The 14,254-nt window shown below is 73.2% G+C and carries 14 protein-coding genes; 6 read left to right on the forward strand and 8 right to left on the reverse strand.

Going from position 1 to position 14,254, the window contains the following annotated elements:
* Position 1: 1 nt before the first annotated feature.
* The 5 genes from ACIPSC_RS13670 to ACIPSC_RS13690 are packed head-to-tail and all read right to left on the reverse strand — an operon-like array spanning position 2 to position 5,613.
* The gene (locus tag ACIPSC_RS13670; protein WP_400825504.1) at positions 2-1,552 is read right to left on the reverse strand and encodes an FAD-dependent monooxygenase; all 1,551 of its coding nucleotides are present in this window, start codon (positions 1,550-1,552) and stop codon (positions 2-4) included.
* Positions 1,553-1,563: 11 nt separating this feature from the next.
* Positions 1,564-2,742 carry a nucleotide disphospho-sugar-binding domain-containing protein gene (locus tag ACIPSC_RS13675; RefSeq protein ID WP_400825505.1) on the reverse strand — a complete coding sequence of 393 codons (1,179 nt, stop codon included), beginning with the start codon at positions 2,740-2,742 and terminating at the stop codon, positions 1,564-1,566.
* A 16-nt stretch (positions 2,743-2,758) separates the two neighbouring features.
* Positions 2,759-3,784 (reverse strand): methyltransferase, encoded by a 1,026-nt coding sequence (locus tag ACIPSC_RS13680; protein ID WP_400825506.1) that lies wholly within the window; start codon positions 3,782-3,784, stop codon positions 2,759-2,761.
* Positions 3,785-3,828: 44 nt separating this feature from the next.
* Positions 3,829-4,566: an NAD-dependent epimerase/dehydratase family protein gene (locus ACIPSC_RS13685; RefSeq protein WP_400825507.1), complete on the reverse strand. Its 738-nt coding sequence runs from the start codon at positions 4,564-4,566 to the stop codon at positions 3,829-3,831.
* Between the two features lie 12 nt (positions 4,567-4,578).
* On the reverse strand, positions 4,579-5,613 hold the full coding sequence (locus ACIPSC_RS13690; protein WP_400825510.1) for a methyltransferase: 1,035 nt from the start codon (positions 5,611-5,613) through the stop codon (positions 4,579-4,581).
* 471 nt (positions 5,614-6,084) lie between these two features.
* On the opposite strand from ACIPSC_RS13690, the gene ACIPSC_RS13695 reads away from it, so the two are divergent.
* Complete coding sequence (locus ACIPSC_RS13695) at positions 6,085-6,987, forward strand: BTAD domain-containing putative transcriptional regulator (RefSeq protein ID WP_400825512.1); 903 nt, start codon at positions 6,085-6,087, stop codon at positions 6,985-6,987.
* Positions 6,988-7,000: 13 nt separating this feature from the next.
* Here ACIPSC_RS13695 and ACIPSC_RS13700 read toward each other — a convergent pair whose 3' ends face one another.
* Entirely contained in the window at positions 7,001-7,753 is a 753-nt protein-coding gene (locus ACIPSC_RS13700) for a TylF/MycF family methyltransferase (protein WP_400825513.1), read from the reverse strand.
* Between the two features lie 207 nt (positions 7,754-7,960).
* Here ACIPSC_RS13700 and ACIPSC_RS13705 point away from each other — a divergent pair, with 207 nt between their 5' ends.
* The 4 genes from ACIPSC_RS13705 to ACIPSC_RS13720 are packed head-to-tail and all read left to right on the forward strand — an operon-like array spanning position 7,961 to position 12,532.
* Positions 7,961-9,028 (forward strand): glucose-1-phosphate thymidylyltransferase, encoded by a 1,068-nt coding sequence (locus tag ACIPSC_RS13705; protein WP_400825514.1) that lies wholly within the window; start codon positions 7,961-7,963, stop codon positions 9,026-9,028.
* The gene (gene rfbB, locus ACIPSC_RS13710) at positions 9,025-10,017 is read left to right on the forward strand and encodes a dTDP-glucose 4,6-dehydratase (RefSeq protein WP_400825515.1); all 993 of its coding nucleotides are present in this window, start codon (positions 9,025-9,027) and stop codon (positions 10,015-10,017) included. Before ACIPSC_RS13705 ends, rfbB begins: the two co-directional genes overlap by 4 nt.
* Positions 10,014-11,282, forward strand: coding sequence for a beta-ketoacyl-[acyl-carrier-protein] synthase family protein (locus ACIPSC_RS13715; RefSeq protein ID WP_400825516.1), 1,269 nt, complete (start codon positions 10,014-10,016; stop codon positions 11,280-11,282). Before rfbB ends, ACIPSC_RS13715 begins: the two co-directional genes overlap by 4 nt.
* Positions 11,279-12,532 carry a ketosynthase chain-length factor gene (locus ACIPSC_RS13720; protein WP_400825518.1) on the forward strand — a complete coding sequence of 418 codons (1,254 nt, stop codon included), beginning with the start codon at positions 11,279-11,281 and terminating at the stop codon, positions 12,530-12,532. The genes ACIPSC_RS13715 and ACIPSC_RS13720 overlap by 4 nt, the downstream gene beginning before the upstream one ends.
* Before the next feature lie 78 nt (positions 12,533-12,610).
* Here the strand turns inward: ACIPSC_RS13720 and ACIPSC_RS13725 are convergent, their stop codons facing one another.
* Positions 12,611-13,066 carry a MoaF-related domain-containing protein gene (locus tag ACIPSC_RS13725; protein ID WP_400825519.1) on the reverse strand — a complete coding sequence of 152 codons (456 nt, stop codon included), beginning with the start codon at positions 13,064-13,066 and terminating at the stop codon, positions 12,611-12,613.
* A 279-nt stretch (positions 13,067-13,345) separates the two neighbouring features.
* The gene (locus ACIPSC_RS13730; protein ID WP_400825520.1) at positions 13,346-13,777 is read right to left on the reverse strand and encodes a nuclear transport factor 2 family protein; all 432 of its coding nucleotides are present in this window, start codon (positions 13,775-13,777) and stop codon (positions 13,346-13,348) included.
* A 158-nt stretch (positions 13,778-13,935) separates the two neighbouring features.
* Here ACIPSC_RS13730 and ACIPSC_RS13735 point away from each other — a divergent pair.
* On the forward strand, positions 13,936-14,254 hold a 319-nt coding region (locus ACIPSC_RS13735), incomplete at its 3' end, for a helix-turn-helix domain-containing protein (RefSeq protein WP_400825521.1).

The raw sequence follows: 14,254 nt of genomic DNA on the forward strand, positions 1-14,254 counted from the left end.
GTTACCTCCAGTCCTGTGGTCCGAACCAGCGGGCCAGGGCCGCGGTCAGTCCGTCGGTCGCCGCCGCTCCGGGCTCGGCCGCCCAGGCGACGTGGCCGTCCGGGCGGACCAGCAGGGCCGCGGGGGCGCCGCCCTGCGGGGCCCGGGCCGTGGTGACGTCGATCCGCCCGCGCCAGGGGGCGGCCGCCCGGGCGGGCGCGCCGTCGGCGGTCAGGTCGACCAGCACTCCGCGGCCGCGGCGCAGCAGTTCGGCGGGGCGGGTGGTCAGGCCGTCCGCCTCCAGTTCGAGATCCGGGGCGAAGCGGCCCACCAGCGGGTGCCGCCGGGCCGCGCCGCCGTCGGTGCCGCCCCCGGTGCCGCCGTCCGCCGCCGCGTCGCCGTCCGGGCCCTCCTCGTCGCCGTAGCGCAGGTCGAGCCCGTTGAGGGTGGCGGTGAGGTGCCGGTTGGTGTCCTCCAGGAACAGCAGCTCCTCGAAGACCTCGCGGAGCGCGGTGACGTGGTGCTCGTCCGGGTTCATCAGCGCCAGCTGCGCCCGGGTGTACAGCAGCACCCGCTCGACGGCCCGGTGCCGCTCCCGGTGGTAGCTGTCGAGCAGGCCGGGCGCCGCCCAGCCGTGGATCTCGGCGGCCAGCTTCCAGCCCAGGTTCACGGCGTCGTGGACGCCGGTGTTCAGGCCCTGGCCGCCGATCGGGAAGTGGATGTGGGCGGCGTCCCCGGCCAGCAGCACCCGGCCGGAGCGGTAGCTCTCGGCGAGCCGGGTCGCGTCGCTGAACCGGGACATCCACAGCACCGGCTCCACCACGTCGAGTTCGCGGCCGTACACGCGGTGCGCGGCGGTCCGCAGCTCCTCCAGGGTGACCGGCTCGCCGGCCGGCGGGTGCGGGCGGCCGTACTCGATGACGACCACCCGGCCGATCCCGCCCTCCGGCGGGAAGGCGAGCACCACCACGCCGTTCTCGGTGCGCTGCCAGCGCTTTGGCACGTTCCGCTCGGTGAGCGTGACGTAGCCGATCAGCGCGCTCACCGAGGGCGCGAACCCGGGGAAGCCGATGCCCGCGAGCCGGCGCACCGTGCTGCGGCCGCCGTCGCAGCCCACCAGGTAGCGGGCCCGGACGCGCCGTTCGCCCGCGGGGGTGGCCAGGGTGACGGTCACCCCGTCGGCATCCTGGGCCAGGCCGGTGAGCTCGTGGCCGCGCCGGACCTCGGTGTCCAGGGCGGCGGCGTGCTCGGCGAGCAGCTCCTCCGTCCGGGACTGCGGCACCAGCAGGCTGTACGGGTGCCCGGTCTCCACCAGGGTGTGGTCCAGGCCGCGGCTGAAGATGCCGCCGAACGGCAGGCCGGAGACGGTGGCCATGCCGTCCTTGAAACGGTCCAGCAGGCCGCGCATGTCCAGGTACTCGACCGTGCGGGTGTGCAGCACCCCCGCCCGGTCGTGGCCGGCCGGCTCGGTGAGCTTCTCGACCACCAGGACGCGGACGCCGGCCAGGCGCAGTTCCGCCGCGAGCATCAGGCCGACCGGCCCGCTGCCCGCGACGATGACGTCGTACTCCATCGTTCCTCCTCTCAGCCGGTGACGTCGCCGGGGGCGCCGTCGCGCAGCCACGCCTCGATCCGGTCGACCGCCGACGCCAGCGGGGGCATCGCGAGGATCTCCTCGCGCAGCCCGCGCGAGGCGGCGAGCTGCGGCGCGCCGGGCCGGACCAGCTCTGCCACCGCCGAGCGGATCGCCGGGACGTCCGCGTGTTCGGCGGTCAGCTGGACGCAGGCGCCGGTCGCCTCCAACAGGTCGGAGTTGAGCCGCTGTTCGAACAGGTGCGGCATGGTCAGCTGCGGCACGCCGAAGCGGGCCGCGGAGAGCACGGTGGTGGCGCCGCCGTGGTGGACCACCGCCGAGCAGCCGGGCAGGACGGTGTGGATCGGCAGGTTCTGCACGATCCGCACGCCGGGCCGGTCGCCGAGCAGTTCCCGCTCGGCGGCGGTGACCGCCAGCACCGGCTCCACGTCGAGCCCGGCGAGCGCGTCGAGGATCTTCGGGACGAGGAACATCTCGGGCTGGTCGGTCGCGGTGGAGGTGAAGGTGCCCCAGGTGATGCAGACCCGGGGCCGCTCCGGCCGCTCCAGCGCCCAGGACGGCACCGTGCCCGGCCCGTTGTACGGCACGTACTCCACCGGCAGCGACGGGCCGGGCGCGGTGATCCGCAGACTCGGCGGCGTCGGGTCGACGGCGAGCCGGTCGAAGGCCTCGGGGGCCTCGGCCCCGTACAGCGCGTACGTGGGGCCGAGGCGTTCCAGGACGTGGTGGGCGAGCCACTTGCCGGGGTCGGTGCCGTAGAGGTCCGGCCCCCAGGCGTGCCGGACCACCGGGGCGCCCACCACCTGGCCGGCCACCGAGGCGGCGAACGCGACCGGGTCGCGGACGACGAGGTCCGGCCGCCAGGCGTCGGCGAGCGCGACCACGTCGGGCGCCATCATCTCGGCCACCCGGTGGAAGATCGTGATGATCGCGTCCCGCGTCCGGTACAGCGCGGGATCGGTCTCCGCCACGAACTTGCGGTGCAGCCGGGCGAAGTCGAGGTCCGGCCCGACCGGCACGGCGGTCATCCCGGAGGCCAGGACGGTCTCCACGACGTGCGGCTGGGCCGCCACCCGCACCTCGTGGCCGGCGGCGCGGAAGGCCCAGGCGAGCGGGGCCATGAACATGTAGTGCGACGGCCAGGCCGCCGTCGTGAACAGGACGCGCACAGCGACTCCGCGGGGGTCAGGAGGGCTTGGCCGCGATCAGGACGCGGTCGCCGGTCAGGGAGTCGACCGGTTCGGCCGACACGAAGGTGAAGCCGGCGTCCTCCGCGTAGCGGCGGCACTCGGCGACGGTGTACTCGGAGCCGCCGTCGCGCATGATCCCGCAGTTGAGGCTCTGGAGCAGCGAGACGGCGTCGGTGCGGCCGTCGTCGAGCATCGCGTCGTAGACGACGACGATCCCGCCGGGGTTCACGGCCTCGAAGACCTGCTCCAGCAGCTTGGCGCGGGCGGCCGGAGGCCAGTCGTGCAGCACGTGGCCGATGATCGCGACGTCGGAGGCGGGCGCCCGGTCGGCGAAGAAGTCGCCGGCCTCGAAGCGGACCTGCTCGGCCGTGCCGAGGGCCGCCATGTGCTCGTCGAACAGCGGCTCCACCTGCGGCAGGTCGAACACCGCGCCGCTCAGGTGCGGGTGGACGCGGACCAGGTGGGCGGCCACGTTGCCGCGGGCCCCGCCGACGTCGACGAAGGAGGTGTAGCGGGACCAGTCCACGCAGCGGTCCAGCTCGTGGGCGACGAAGCTGTTGAAGGCGTCCATGTGGCTCATCAGGCCGCGCACGCCGTCGAGGTTCTCGAAGTCCTTGCGGAAGTCCCGCTGGACCTCGGCCGGTTCGTTGCGCAGCACGTCGGTCAGCGAGGCCCAGGAGCGGTAGTGCAGCCGGGAGTGCTGGGCGATCGAGCCGCCGAGGTAGCGCGGGCTGCCGGGGACGAGGAACTCGGCGGCCTCAGGGTGGTTGGCGTAGCGGCCGTCGCGGCGCTCCAGCAGGCCGAGGCCGACCAGCGCGTCCAGGAAGTCGCCGCCCGGCCGGGCGCGCAGGCCGAGCCGGTCGAACAGCTCCTCGGCGGTGGCCGGGCCCTCGGCGAGCAGCCCGAACAGGTCGAGCTCCACGGCGCTCTGCAGCACCTTCGCCTGGAAGTAGGAGGTGTTCAGCCGCAGCAGCGCGCGGGCCACCGAGGCCGGGCCGGAGGTCTGGGCGAGGACGGTCATGTCATGCCTTTCGCATCAGCGGGGGGTCGAGAAGGTCAAGGGGGTCAGGGGGTTTCCAGGTAGCGGTCGACGACCGTCCGGAAGTAGTCGGGCCCGAAGGCGGGCCGGGCCTCGGCGGGCAGCAGCCGGAGCAGCTTCTCGTTGGAGACGGAGTGGTCGTCGGCGACGTCCACGGTCTGCTTCGCGGCGGTGGTGCCCAGCCGGGCCTCCAGATGGGCGATGATCTCCTCGATCGGCACCGCGTGCCCCGAGGCGACGTTCACCACCTCGCGGGAGACGCCGGCGGTGAGCAGCGCGTCGATGACGGCGACCACGTCGTGGACGTGCACCACGTCGCGCCGCGCCCCGCGGTGCACCCGCACCGAGCCGGCGCGGATCTGCGCGACCAGCGAGGGGAGCAGCTGGTGGCTGCGCTGGGCCCGGCCGACGGTGTAGGCGAGCCGCAGCACCAGGGTGTCGACGCCGGAGGCGCGCAGCACCCCCTCCATCGCCAACTTGTGGCGTCCGTAGGGGGAGTTGGGGAAGACCGGCCGGTCCTCGCGGCTGCGGTGACTGCCGGCGCCGTACATGCCGCTGGCACAGGTGGAGAAGTAGACCAGCCGCCGGCCGTCCCGTTGGCAGCGGTCGAGGACCCGGTAGAGCAGCTCGGCCTCGCGGGCGAACTCCGCGTCGGCGGTGCTGTGCCCGCTGGACACGCCGGCCGCGAAGACGACCGTGCCCGGGTGGGCGGACGCCAGCGGCCTGAGGCTGCCGGCGAGGAAGCCGCGTCCGACGATCTCCATGGTCGGTGCTCCTCAGCGGCGTTCGGCGATCAGCACCCGCAGCGGGTTGTGCGGCAGGGTGTGCTGGGTGGGCCGGGTGAAGCCGGCCGCGACGACCATCTCCTCGTACGCCGAGACGGGGTGCACCTGGCCCTCGGAGGTCCAGGCGAGCATCAGCGCGGAGAACAGGTGCGGGACCGGGTCGCGGTGCGGTGCGGTGTCGTCGGTGCTGATGGCGATGGCCACCAGCTTGCCGCCGGGCCGCAGGGCGCTGCCGGCCCGGGCGAGCAGCTCGGTCGCGCGGGCGGTCGAGAAGTGGTGCAGGACGTTGGCGACCACCACGACGTCGTACGGTCCGCCGAGCGGGACCTCGAACATGTCGCCGGGGACGAAGTGGGCGCGGTCGCGGACGCCGAGGCGCTCGGCGTTGGTCTCGGTGACGGCCAGCACGTTGGGCCAGTCCAGGGACCAGACCTGGGCCCGGGGGTCGCGGGCGGCCAGGGTGTAGCCGTAGAGGCCGTGCCCGCAGGCGACGTCGAGCACCCGGGGGGCGTCCCGGCCCGGGGCGCTCGGCTCCGGGAGCACCGCGTCGGCGACCAGGTCGGCGATCGGCTGGGTGTTGAGCGTGCCCAGCGCGGCGAAGTCCTCCCAGAAGGTGTAGGAGGGCGTCTCGGCGTTCTGCTCCATCACCGTGCCGCCGTTGCGGACGGCGTCGCCGAGCCGCTTGACGGCGTCCCACTCGTAGTCGCTGGCGGCGAGCCGGACGGCGTGGCCGTAGTAGTCGGGGTGGGTGCTGACGAGGATGCCGTCGGCGCCCGGGGCGAGCCGGAACCGGTCACCCTCCGTCTCCAGCAGGCCGATCGCCGCGAGGGCGTTCAGCAGGATGTGGACGGCGCGGGGGTCGGCTCCGCAGGCGGCGGCGACCTCCTTGGGTTCGGCCGGGCCGTCGGCGAGGGCGTCGAAGACCTTGAGGTCGACGCCGGCGCGCAGGACGCCGGTCTTGCGGACCGCGGACATCATGGTGAGGAGGTCCTGCCTGGTGACGGTCGGTACTCGGTCGTCGGTCATCCGGTCTCCCTGGGTCGGGCGGTCACTGACGGTTCGCCAGAGCATCGTGTGGCTGCGGGCTGGCGATCCGCTTGAGCCGCGGTGGAGGACGGCGGCGCCCAGGAGCAGGCCGGGGGTGTGATGCAGATCACAGTGACATGGTCATGATGTACGCCGGGTGATCGGGCGTGCCGGCCGTCAAGAGGCCGCCCGGGGCCCGGCCAGCGGCTTTGCCAAATCCACATATTTGTGACCCGGGGTTTGCCTGAGCCTCGTGAATACGCTCCGTGCCCGCACCGCCGGAGTGCCGGCCGGGCCGCCGGGGGTGCCGGTTCGGGGTGGTTGACCAGCGGCTTTGCGGGAATGGCCATAGAGGTGGCCGGTTCGGACGGGCCCGGTGGCCCCCGGGGAACAATCTTGACGTAGAGAAATAATCTCATGACACTAGTCTCACGAGAGTTTGATCACCGACGGAATTCCCGGGGGCTTGAAATGATCACGAGCGACCGTTCCGAGTGCTTCACGATCCAGGTGCTGGGCGCCCTGAAGCTCCGCGCCGCCGGCGGGGCCAACATGGTGGACGACCTCACCGCACCCAAGCCGCGCAAGATCATCGCGCTGCTCGTCATGCAGGCGAACCGCGTCGTCCCGACCGCCGCGATGGCCCGCGAGCTGTGGGGCGACAACCCGCCCGCCAGCGTCCAGACCACCCTCCAGACCTACGTCCTCCAGGTCCGCCGGATGCTCAGCCGCGCGCTCGGCATCTCCGCCGCCGAGGTCGCCCGCACCGTGCTGGTCACCAAGTTCGGCGGCTACCAGCTGATCATCCGTCACGGCAACATCGATGCCCATGAGTTCGAGCGACTGCTCGCCGAGGGCCGGCAGGCCCTCACCGACGGCAGCGACGAGACGGCCGTCCGGCTGCTCACCGAGGCCCTCGAACTCTGGTGCGGCGCCCCGCTGGTGGACGTCAAGCCCGGCCCGCTGCTGGACGCCGAGATCCGCCGCCTGGAGGAGAACCGCCTCACCGCGCTGATGCAGCGGGTCGACGCGCGGCTGCGGCTCGGCCGCCACCACGAACTCCCCGGCGAACTCGCCTCGCTCGTCGGCCAGTACCCGATGAACGAGAACCTGCACGCCCAGTACATGCTCGCGCTCTACCGCTGCGGCCGCTGCCCCGAGGCGCTGGAGGTCTTCCGCCGGCTGCGCGACCACATGGTCGGCGAGCTCGGACTGGAGCCCTCGCTGCGGATCCAGAGCCTGCACCGCGCGATGCTGGCCGCCGACCCCGCCCTGGAGTACGGCCCCGACCGCGCCGACGGCAACCTGCTGCTCGACCGGCTCGGCGGGGCGCCCGCGGCCCCCGGGCCCTGGGCGTCCCGCCTCGCCAGCTGAGGCCGACCGGGCCCTACGCCTCCCGGCGCCAGTGGACGCCGTGGCCGTCGATCGGCACGATCGGCTCCCTCACCCCGTGCCGCTCACGGAAGTCCGCGACCGCCTGCCGGCAGGGCTCGATGTTGTAGTCGTCCACGATCACGAAACCCCCGGCCGACAGCTTCGGGTAGAGGTGGGTCAGCGCGTCCATGGTCGACTCGTAGAGGTCGCCGTCCAGCCGCATCACGGCCAGCGAGTCGATCGGCGCCGACGGCAGCGTCTGCTCGAACCAGCCCTCCAGGAACCCCACCTGGTCGTCCAGCAGCTGGTAGCGGGCGAAATTCTCCGCCACCTCCTCGCGCGTCACCTTGAGCACCCCGTTGATCCGGTGCAGCGCCATCTCGCGGTCCAGGGGGTGGCTCCCGGAGTGCACCACCGGAACGCCCTCGAACGAATCGGCCACCCAGACCCGGCGGTCCCGCACGCCGTACGCCTCCAGCACGGCCCGCATCAGGATGCAGACCCCGCCGCGCCACACGCCCGTCTCGATCAGATCGCCGGGAACGCCGTCCTCCAGCACCCTGGCGACACACGACTGGACGTTGTCCAGCCGCTGCAGCCCCACCATCGTGTGCGCGGTCGTGGGCAGGTCCCGCCCCGCCGCGCGCAGGTCCGTGTCGTAGCCGCCCACGTCGCCGTACCAGCCGACCGGCGCGTCCTCGTAGATCACGTTCGCGAGCACCCGCTTCATCAGGTTCAGGTACAGCTCGCCGCCCTGTGGAACCACGTCTCCTCCTAGAGCCGAAATGCGGCCGATGAACCGGGGGCGCCGATCACCGGGGGCAAGAAACGTACGGCCGTGCGCTCGAACTCCACTCGAAAGTCAGGGCACTTGACGACCCGGGCGGTTCGAGTGCGACTCGACCGGGCCTGTGGGGGCGGCGGGATACCAAGGGGAGGAACGCGTCCCGGCCCGCAGAGAGAGGAATTCGCCTTGAAGGCTCTGGTCCTGGCCGGCGGCATGGGCACCCGGCTGCGCCCGCTCACCCATGCCATGCCCAAGCAACTCGTCCCCGTCGTCAACAAACCGGTTCTCTTCCACGGTCTGGAGCAGATCGGCCGGGCCGGTGTCACCGAGGCCGCCGTCATCGTCGGCGACTGGCACCGGGAGATCCGGGAGGCGGTCGGCGACGGCTCCCGCTTCGGCCTGCGGATCACCTGGATCCAGCAGGAGGCGCCGTTCGGCCTGGCGCACTGCGTGCTGCTGGCCCGGGAGTTCCTCGCCGACGACGACTTCGTGATGTACCTCGGCGACAACGTCTTCTCGGACGGCATCGCCGACCTCGCCGACGCCTTCCGCCGCACCCGCCCCGACGCCCAGGTGGCGGTGGTCCGGGTGCCGAACCCCGAGGAGTACGGCATCGTCGAGGCCGGCCCGGACGGCCGGGTCACCGCGCTCCGGGAGAAGCCCCGGGCACCGCGCGGCAACCTCGCGGTGGCCGGCGCCTACTTCTTCTCCCCGCTGGTCCACGACGCGGTCGCCCGGATCGAGCCCAGCCTGCGCGGCGAGTGGGAGATCACCGACGCCATCCAGCTGATGGTCGCCGAGGGCCGTGACGTCCGGGCCGCGGAGATCACCGGCTGGTGGCGGGACACCGGGCGGATCGACGACATCCTCGACTGCAACCGGCTGCTGCTCGACCGGGTGGAGACCGCCGTGGCGGGCACCGTCGACGAGGCCAGCACCGTGCTCGGCGCCGTCGTGGTCGAGCCTGGGGCCCGGGTGGTCCGCTCGCACCTGCGCGGACCCCTGGTCATCGGCGCCGGCACCGTGGTCGAGGACAGCTACATCGGCCCGCACACCGCGATCGGCGCGGACTGCGTGCTCACCGACGCCGGCCTCTCGCACACGATCGTGCTCGACCGGGCCACCGTCACCGACGTCAACGGCATCCACGGCTCGGTCATCGGCCGCTCCGCCCGGGTCGGGATCTCCCCGCCGGGCGACGGACGGCACCGGCTCGTCGTCGGCGACCACACCGAACTCCGCGTGCTCGCATGAGGATCCTGGTCACCGGCGGTGCCGGGTTCATCGGCTCCCACTACGTGCGCAGCCTGCTCTCCGGGGCCTACCCCGGCTACGAACGGGCCGACGTCACCGTGGTCGACAAGCTCACCTACGCGGGCAACACCGCCAACCTCCCGTTGGCCGACCCCCGCCTGACCCTGGTCCGCGCCGACGTCTGCGACCGGTCCGCCCTGCTCGACGTGCTGCCCGGACACGACGCGGTGGTGCACTTCGCCGCCGAGTCGCACGTCGACCGCTCCATCGCGGAGGCCTCGGTCTTCGCCCACACCAACGTGGTCGGCACCCAGACCGTGCTGGACGCCTGCCTGGGCACCGGCGTCCCGCGGATGGTCCACGTCTCCACCGACGAGGTGTACGGCTCCATCGCCCGGGGCTCCTGGACCGAGGACCGCCCCCTGCTGCCCAACTCCCCGTACGCGGCCTCCAAGGCCGGTGCCGACCTGATGGCCCGCGCCTACCACCGCACCCACGGCCTCGACGTCTCGGTCACCCGCTGCTCCAACAACTACGGCACGCACCAGCACCCGGAGAAGGTCATCCCGCGGTTCGTCACCGCCCTGCTCGACGGCGGGCACGTCCCGCTCTACGGCGACGGCCTCAACGTCCGCGAATGGCTGCACGTGGACGACCACTGCCGGGCCGTCCAACTCGTCCTGGAGAAGGGCGAGCCGGGGGAGGCGTACAACGTCGGCGGCGCCGAGCTCACCAACCGGGAGCTCACCGGCCGGCTGCTCGACCTCTGCGGCTCCGGCTGGGACCGCGTCCGCACGGTGCCCGACCGCAAGGGCCACGACCGGCGCTACTCCGTCGACGACACCCGCATCCGCACCCGGCTCGGCTTCGAACCGCGCATCCCGCTCGACCGGGGCCTGGCCGACACCGTCCGCTGGTACCGCGACCACCGCGACTGGTGGCAGCCGGCCCCGCACCCCACCCCGAACCCCGGGGAAGGAGACCGATGAACAGGCGCGTCGTCATCACCGGCATCGGGCTGGTGGCCCCCGGTGGAACCGGCACCAAGGCCTTCTGGGAGCTCATCACCTCCGGACGGACGGCGACCCGGCCCATCTCCCTCTTCGACGCCACCGCCTTCCGCTCCCGCGTCGCGGCCGAGTGCGACTTCGACCCGGTGCTGCACGGCCTGACCCCGCAGGAGATCCGGCGGATGGACCGGGCCACCCAGTTCGCGGCGGTCGCCACCGACGAGGCGGTCGCCGACGCCGCCCTGGCGTTCGACGCCGTCGACCCCGGCCGGCTCGGCGTCACCGTCGGCAGCGCCGTGGGCTGCACCACCAGCCTGGAGCGCGAGTACGTCGCCGTCAGCGACGGCGGGCGGAACTGGCTCGTCGACCACGGCTACGCCGTGCCGCACCTCTACAACCACCTGGTGCCCAGCTCGATGGCGGCCGAGACCGCCCGTCGGGTCGGCGCCGAGGGCCCGGCCGCCGTGGTCTCCACCGGCTGCACCTCAGGCCTCGACTCGGTCGCCCACGCCCGCGAGCTGATCGCCGAGGGCAGCGCCGACGTCATGGTGGCCGGCGCCACCGACGCCCCCATCTCCCCGATCACCCTCGCCTGCTTCGACGCCATCCGGGCCACCACGCCCCGCAACGACGACCCGGAGCACGCCTCCCGGCCCTTCGACGTCACCCGCAACGGCTTCGTGCTCGGCGAGGGCTCGGCGATGTTCGTCCTGGAGGAGTACGGACACGCGGTGCGCCGCGGCGCCACCGTCTACGCCGAGATCACCGGTTTCGCCTCCCGCTGCAACGCCTTCCACATGACCGGACTGCGCCCCGACGGCCGGGAGATGGCCGAGGCGATCCGGCTGGCGCTGGCCGAGGCCGGCGCCCGGCCCGCCGACATCGACTACGTCAACGCGCACGGCTCGGGCACCAAGCAGAACGACCGGCACGAGACCGCCGCCGTCAAACTGGCGCTCGGCGCCCGTGCCTACGAGACGCCGATGAGCTCCATCAAGTCGATGATCGGCCACTCCCTCGGCGCCATCGGCGCGATCGAGATCGCCGCCTGCGCCCTCGCCCTGCGGCACGGCGTCGTACCGCCCACCGCCAACCTGCACACCCCCGACCCGGAGTGCGACCTCGACTACGTGCCGCTGCACGCCCGGCGCCAGGACCTCGACACCGTCCTGACCGTCGGCAGCGGCTTCGGCGGCTTCCAGAGCGCCATGGTGCTCGCCCGGCCCGAGGAGCGCGCCGCATGACCACCGTCGTCACCGGCCTCGGCGTCCTCGCCCCCAACGGCGTGGGCCTGGAGGCCTACTGGGCCGCCACGCTGCGCGGCGAGAGCGGCATCGGCCGGCTCACCCGGTTCGACCCGGAGCCCTACCCGTCCCGCCTGGCCGGCGAGATCACCGGCTTCGACCCGGCCGCCCTGCTGCCCAACCGGCTCCTGCCGCAGACCGACCCGGTCACCCGGCTCTCCCTGGTCGCCGCCGAGTGGGCGCTGGCCGACGCCGACCTCGACCCCGCAGACCTGTCCGAGTACGACATCGGCGTGGTCACCGCCAACACCGCCGGCGGCTTCGAGTTCGGCCAGCGGGAACTGCAGAACCTCTGGTCCAAGGGCGGCGCCCACGTCAGCGCCTACCAGTCCTTCGCCTGGTTCTACGCCGTCAACACCGGCCAGATCTCCATCCGGCACGGCATGCGCGGCCCCAGCGGCGTGGTGGTGGCCGACGGCGCCGGCGGCCTGGACTCGCTCGCCCAGGCCCGGCGGCTGATCCGCAAGGGCACCCCGGTCGTGGTCAGCGGCGCCGTCGACGGCTCGCTCTGCCCCTGGAGCTGGACCGCCCAGCTCACCAGCGGCACGCTGAGCACCCGGGAGGACCCGGCCGAGGCCTACCTGCCCTTCGACGACCGGGCCTGCGGCCAGGTCCTCGGCGAGGGCGGCGCCATCCTCGTCCTGGAGGACGCCGGGGCCGCCCGGGCCCGCGGCGCCCGGATCCACGGCCGGCTCACCGGCTACGGCACCTCCTTCGACGGCCACGGCCACGGCCACGGCCACGGCCGGGGCCACGCGGCACCGGAGCGCGGCGCGGAGCACGGCGCCGGCCTCCGCCGCGCCGCCCGCCAGGCGCTCGACCAGGCCGGCTGGCGGCCCGCCGACGTCGACGTGGTCTTCGCCGACGCCGCCGGGACGCCCGCCGCCGACCGCGCCGAGGCGGCCGCGCTGGCCGGCCTGTTCGGCCCGCACGGGGTGCCGGTCACCGTGCCCAAGACCATGACCGGCCGGCTCGCGGCCGGCAGCGGCCCGCTGGACGTCGCCACCGCCCTGCTCGCCCTGCGCGACCAGGTGATCCCGCCGACCGCCAACGTCCGCCGCCCGGCGGCCGGGTACGCGCTCGACCTGGTCACCGAGCCGCGCCGGCAGCCGCTGCGCCGCGCGCTGGTCCTCGCCCGCGGGCACGGCGGCTTCAACTCGGCGGTGGCCGTCGAGGCCCCGGCCGCCTGAGCGGCGGCCCGGTCCGGGGCCCCCACCCGCGGGTGGGGGCCCCGGCACCGACCACGTGCTCCGGAAGCGGAACCGACGTCAGGAAACCTGCGTGAGGGTCGCGTGGTAGACCGCCCCCGAACGGGTACCGGCGCTGTCGGTCGAGGTGACGTAGAACTCCACCGTGTGCTTCTCGAAGTCGGCGACCTGACTGACGGTCACGTCACCGGGCTCGATCCACGAGATGAAGTACTGCCTCGGGCCGGTCTGCACCGCCAGGTCGGGGGCGGTGAAGGTTCTTCCCGGGTTGGAGCCCTTGACGGTGAGGCCGGTCACCGACTTGCCGTCCGCGGAGAAGGTGTTGCGGTAGACGGCGCCGGTGTCCGCCACCGTCACCAGGTAGGCGTGACCGGCGAACGGCGGGAGGTGGCCGGGCCTAAGCTGGGAGCCGGCGCCCGGGTGTTCCGTGGCGGAGGCCTGGCTGGCTACGAGCGTGGCCGTACCGGTGAGGGAGAGGGCGGCGGCGGCCGCGACGGCGACGAACTTGCGCTTCATGGGATTCCTTCCAGGGGATCCGAGAGTGCGGTGCGGTTCAGTACGTGATGGAGCAGGCGGACCAATGTGGCGGATCCGCACGGGAGTTCTTCCACGCGCGCATGGTGCTCATGCCACAGGAGGCACCCGAAAATCGAACTGACCTACGAGCAGCCGGCCGCCGCGGCCGACTGCTCGTTCCGGCACCCCGGACCGTCCGGTGCGACCACCGGCGAGGTGCCTCGAAGGCCCCTGTTCGGGCCTTCGAGGCACCTCGCCGGACGCGTCGTGGGCCCTGGCCTAGTGGCCGTCCCGGGTCACCACCCGGGTGCGGACCCGCCAGCCGCCGTCCGTGCGCACCAGCACGTCCTCGCAGACGCAGGCGCGGTGCAGCCGCGGTTCGCCGCCGCGCGGCGTCAGGTACACCAGGGCGTAGCAGCGCACGGAGACGCTGCCGTCCGGCTGCGCCTCGACGTCCAGCATGCCGTGCCAGTGCCGGTGGGTCTCGCCCGCCGCCTCCTGGGTGGCCCGGGCCCTGCGGGCGCCCTCGGCCAGCTCGGCGCGGCCGCGGCTCGGCTCGGGCCGGCCGGGCAGCCGGAACGTGCCGTCCTCGGTGAAGGTGGCCGCCCACTCCTCGGCCCGGCCGCCGTCCAGCAGCTGCATGTGCCGGGCGTAGAACTGCTCGATGTCGGCGCGCAGCCGCTCCAGCGGCACCGTCGTGGTCTCGGTCATCTGATACCTCCGTGGATAGTCCCGGCTTCAGCCAGGAGAGGAAACGGATCGCCCGCGTAGCGGGACGGGAGACGCCAGACCGTCGCTGAGGCGGTATGGCGTCTCGGAAGACGATCGCCCGGCGGATGGTCACAAAGATTGCTGCTAGCGTGTGATCCGTGACGGCCACTCACGTGAAGCGGGCATTCAAGTTCCGCTTCTACCCGTGCGACGCGCAGGCGGCCGAGCTGTCTCGCACGTTCGGGTGTGTGCGGCTCGTCTACAACAAGGCGTTGGCCGCCCGGTCCGAGGCATGGACGATGCGTCGGGAACGGGTGAACTACAACGCCACGTCGGCGATGCTGACGGCGTGGAAGAAGACCGAGGAACTGGCGTTCCTCTGCGAGGTCTCCTCCGTCCCGTTGCAGCAGGCTCTGCGCCATCTGCAGGGGGCGTTCTCCAACTTCTGGCAGAAGCGGGCGAAGTACCCCCGTTTCA

It is taken from the genome of Kitasatospora sp. NPDC090091 (genome assembly GCF_044747365.1).
In the GTDB taxonomy this organism is placed as follows: domain Bacteria; phylum Actinomycetota; class Actinomycetes; order Streptomycetales; family Streptomycetaceae; genus Kitasatospora.

Coding starts and splice junctions, on each gene's coding strand:
- ACIPSC_RS13670 (WP_400825504.1), bottom strand. CDS start 1,552: ATGGAGTACGACGTCATCGTCGCGGGCAGCGGGCCGGTCGGCCTGATG.
- ACIPSC_RS13680 (WP_400825506.1), bottom strand. CDS start 3,784: ATGACCGTCCTCGCCCAGACCTCCGGCCCGGCCTCGGTGGCCCGCGCG.
- ACIPSC_RS13685 (WP_400825507.1), bottom strand. CDS start 4,566: ATGGAGATCGTCGGACGCGGCTTCCTCGCCGGCAGCCTCAGGCCGCTG.
- ACIPSC_RS13690 (WP_400825510.1), bottom strand. CDS start 5,613: ATGACCGACGACCGAGTACCGACCGTCACCAGGCAGGACCTCCTCACC.
- ACIPSC_RS13695 (WP_400825512.1), top strand. CDS start 6,085: ATGATCACGAGCGACCGTTCCGAGTGCTTCACGATCCAGGTGCTGGGC.
- rfbB (WP_400825515.1), top strand. CDS start 9,025: ATGAGGATCCTGGTCACCGGCGGTGCCGGGTTCATCGGCTCCCACTAC.
- ACIPSC_RS13715 (WP_400825516.1), top strand. CDS start 10,014: ATGAACAGGCGCGTCGTCATCACCGGCATCGGGCTGGTGGCCCCCGGT.
- ACIPSC_RS13720 (WP_400825518.1), top strand. CDS start 11,279: ATGACCACCGTCGTCACCGGCCTCGGCGTCCTCGCCCCCAACGGCGTG.
- ACIPSC_RS13725 (WP_400825519.1), bottom strand. CDS start 13,066: ATGAAGCGCAAGTTCGTCGCCGTCGCGGCCGCCGCCGCCCTCTCCCTC.
- ACIPSC_RS13730 (WP_400825520.1), bottom strand. CDS start 13,777: ATGACCGAGACCACGACGGTGCCGCTGGAGCGGCTGCGCGCCGACATC.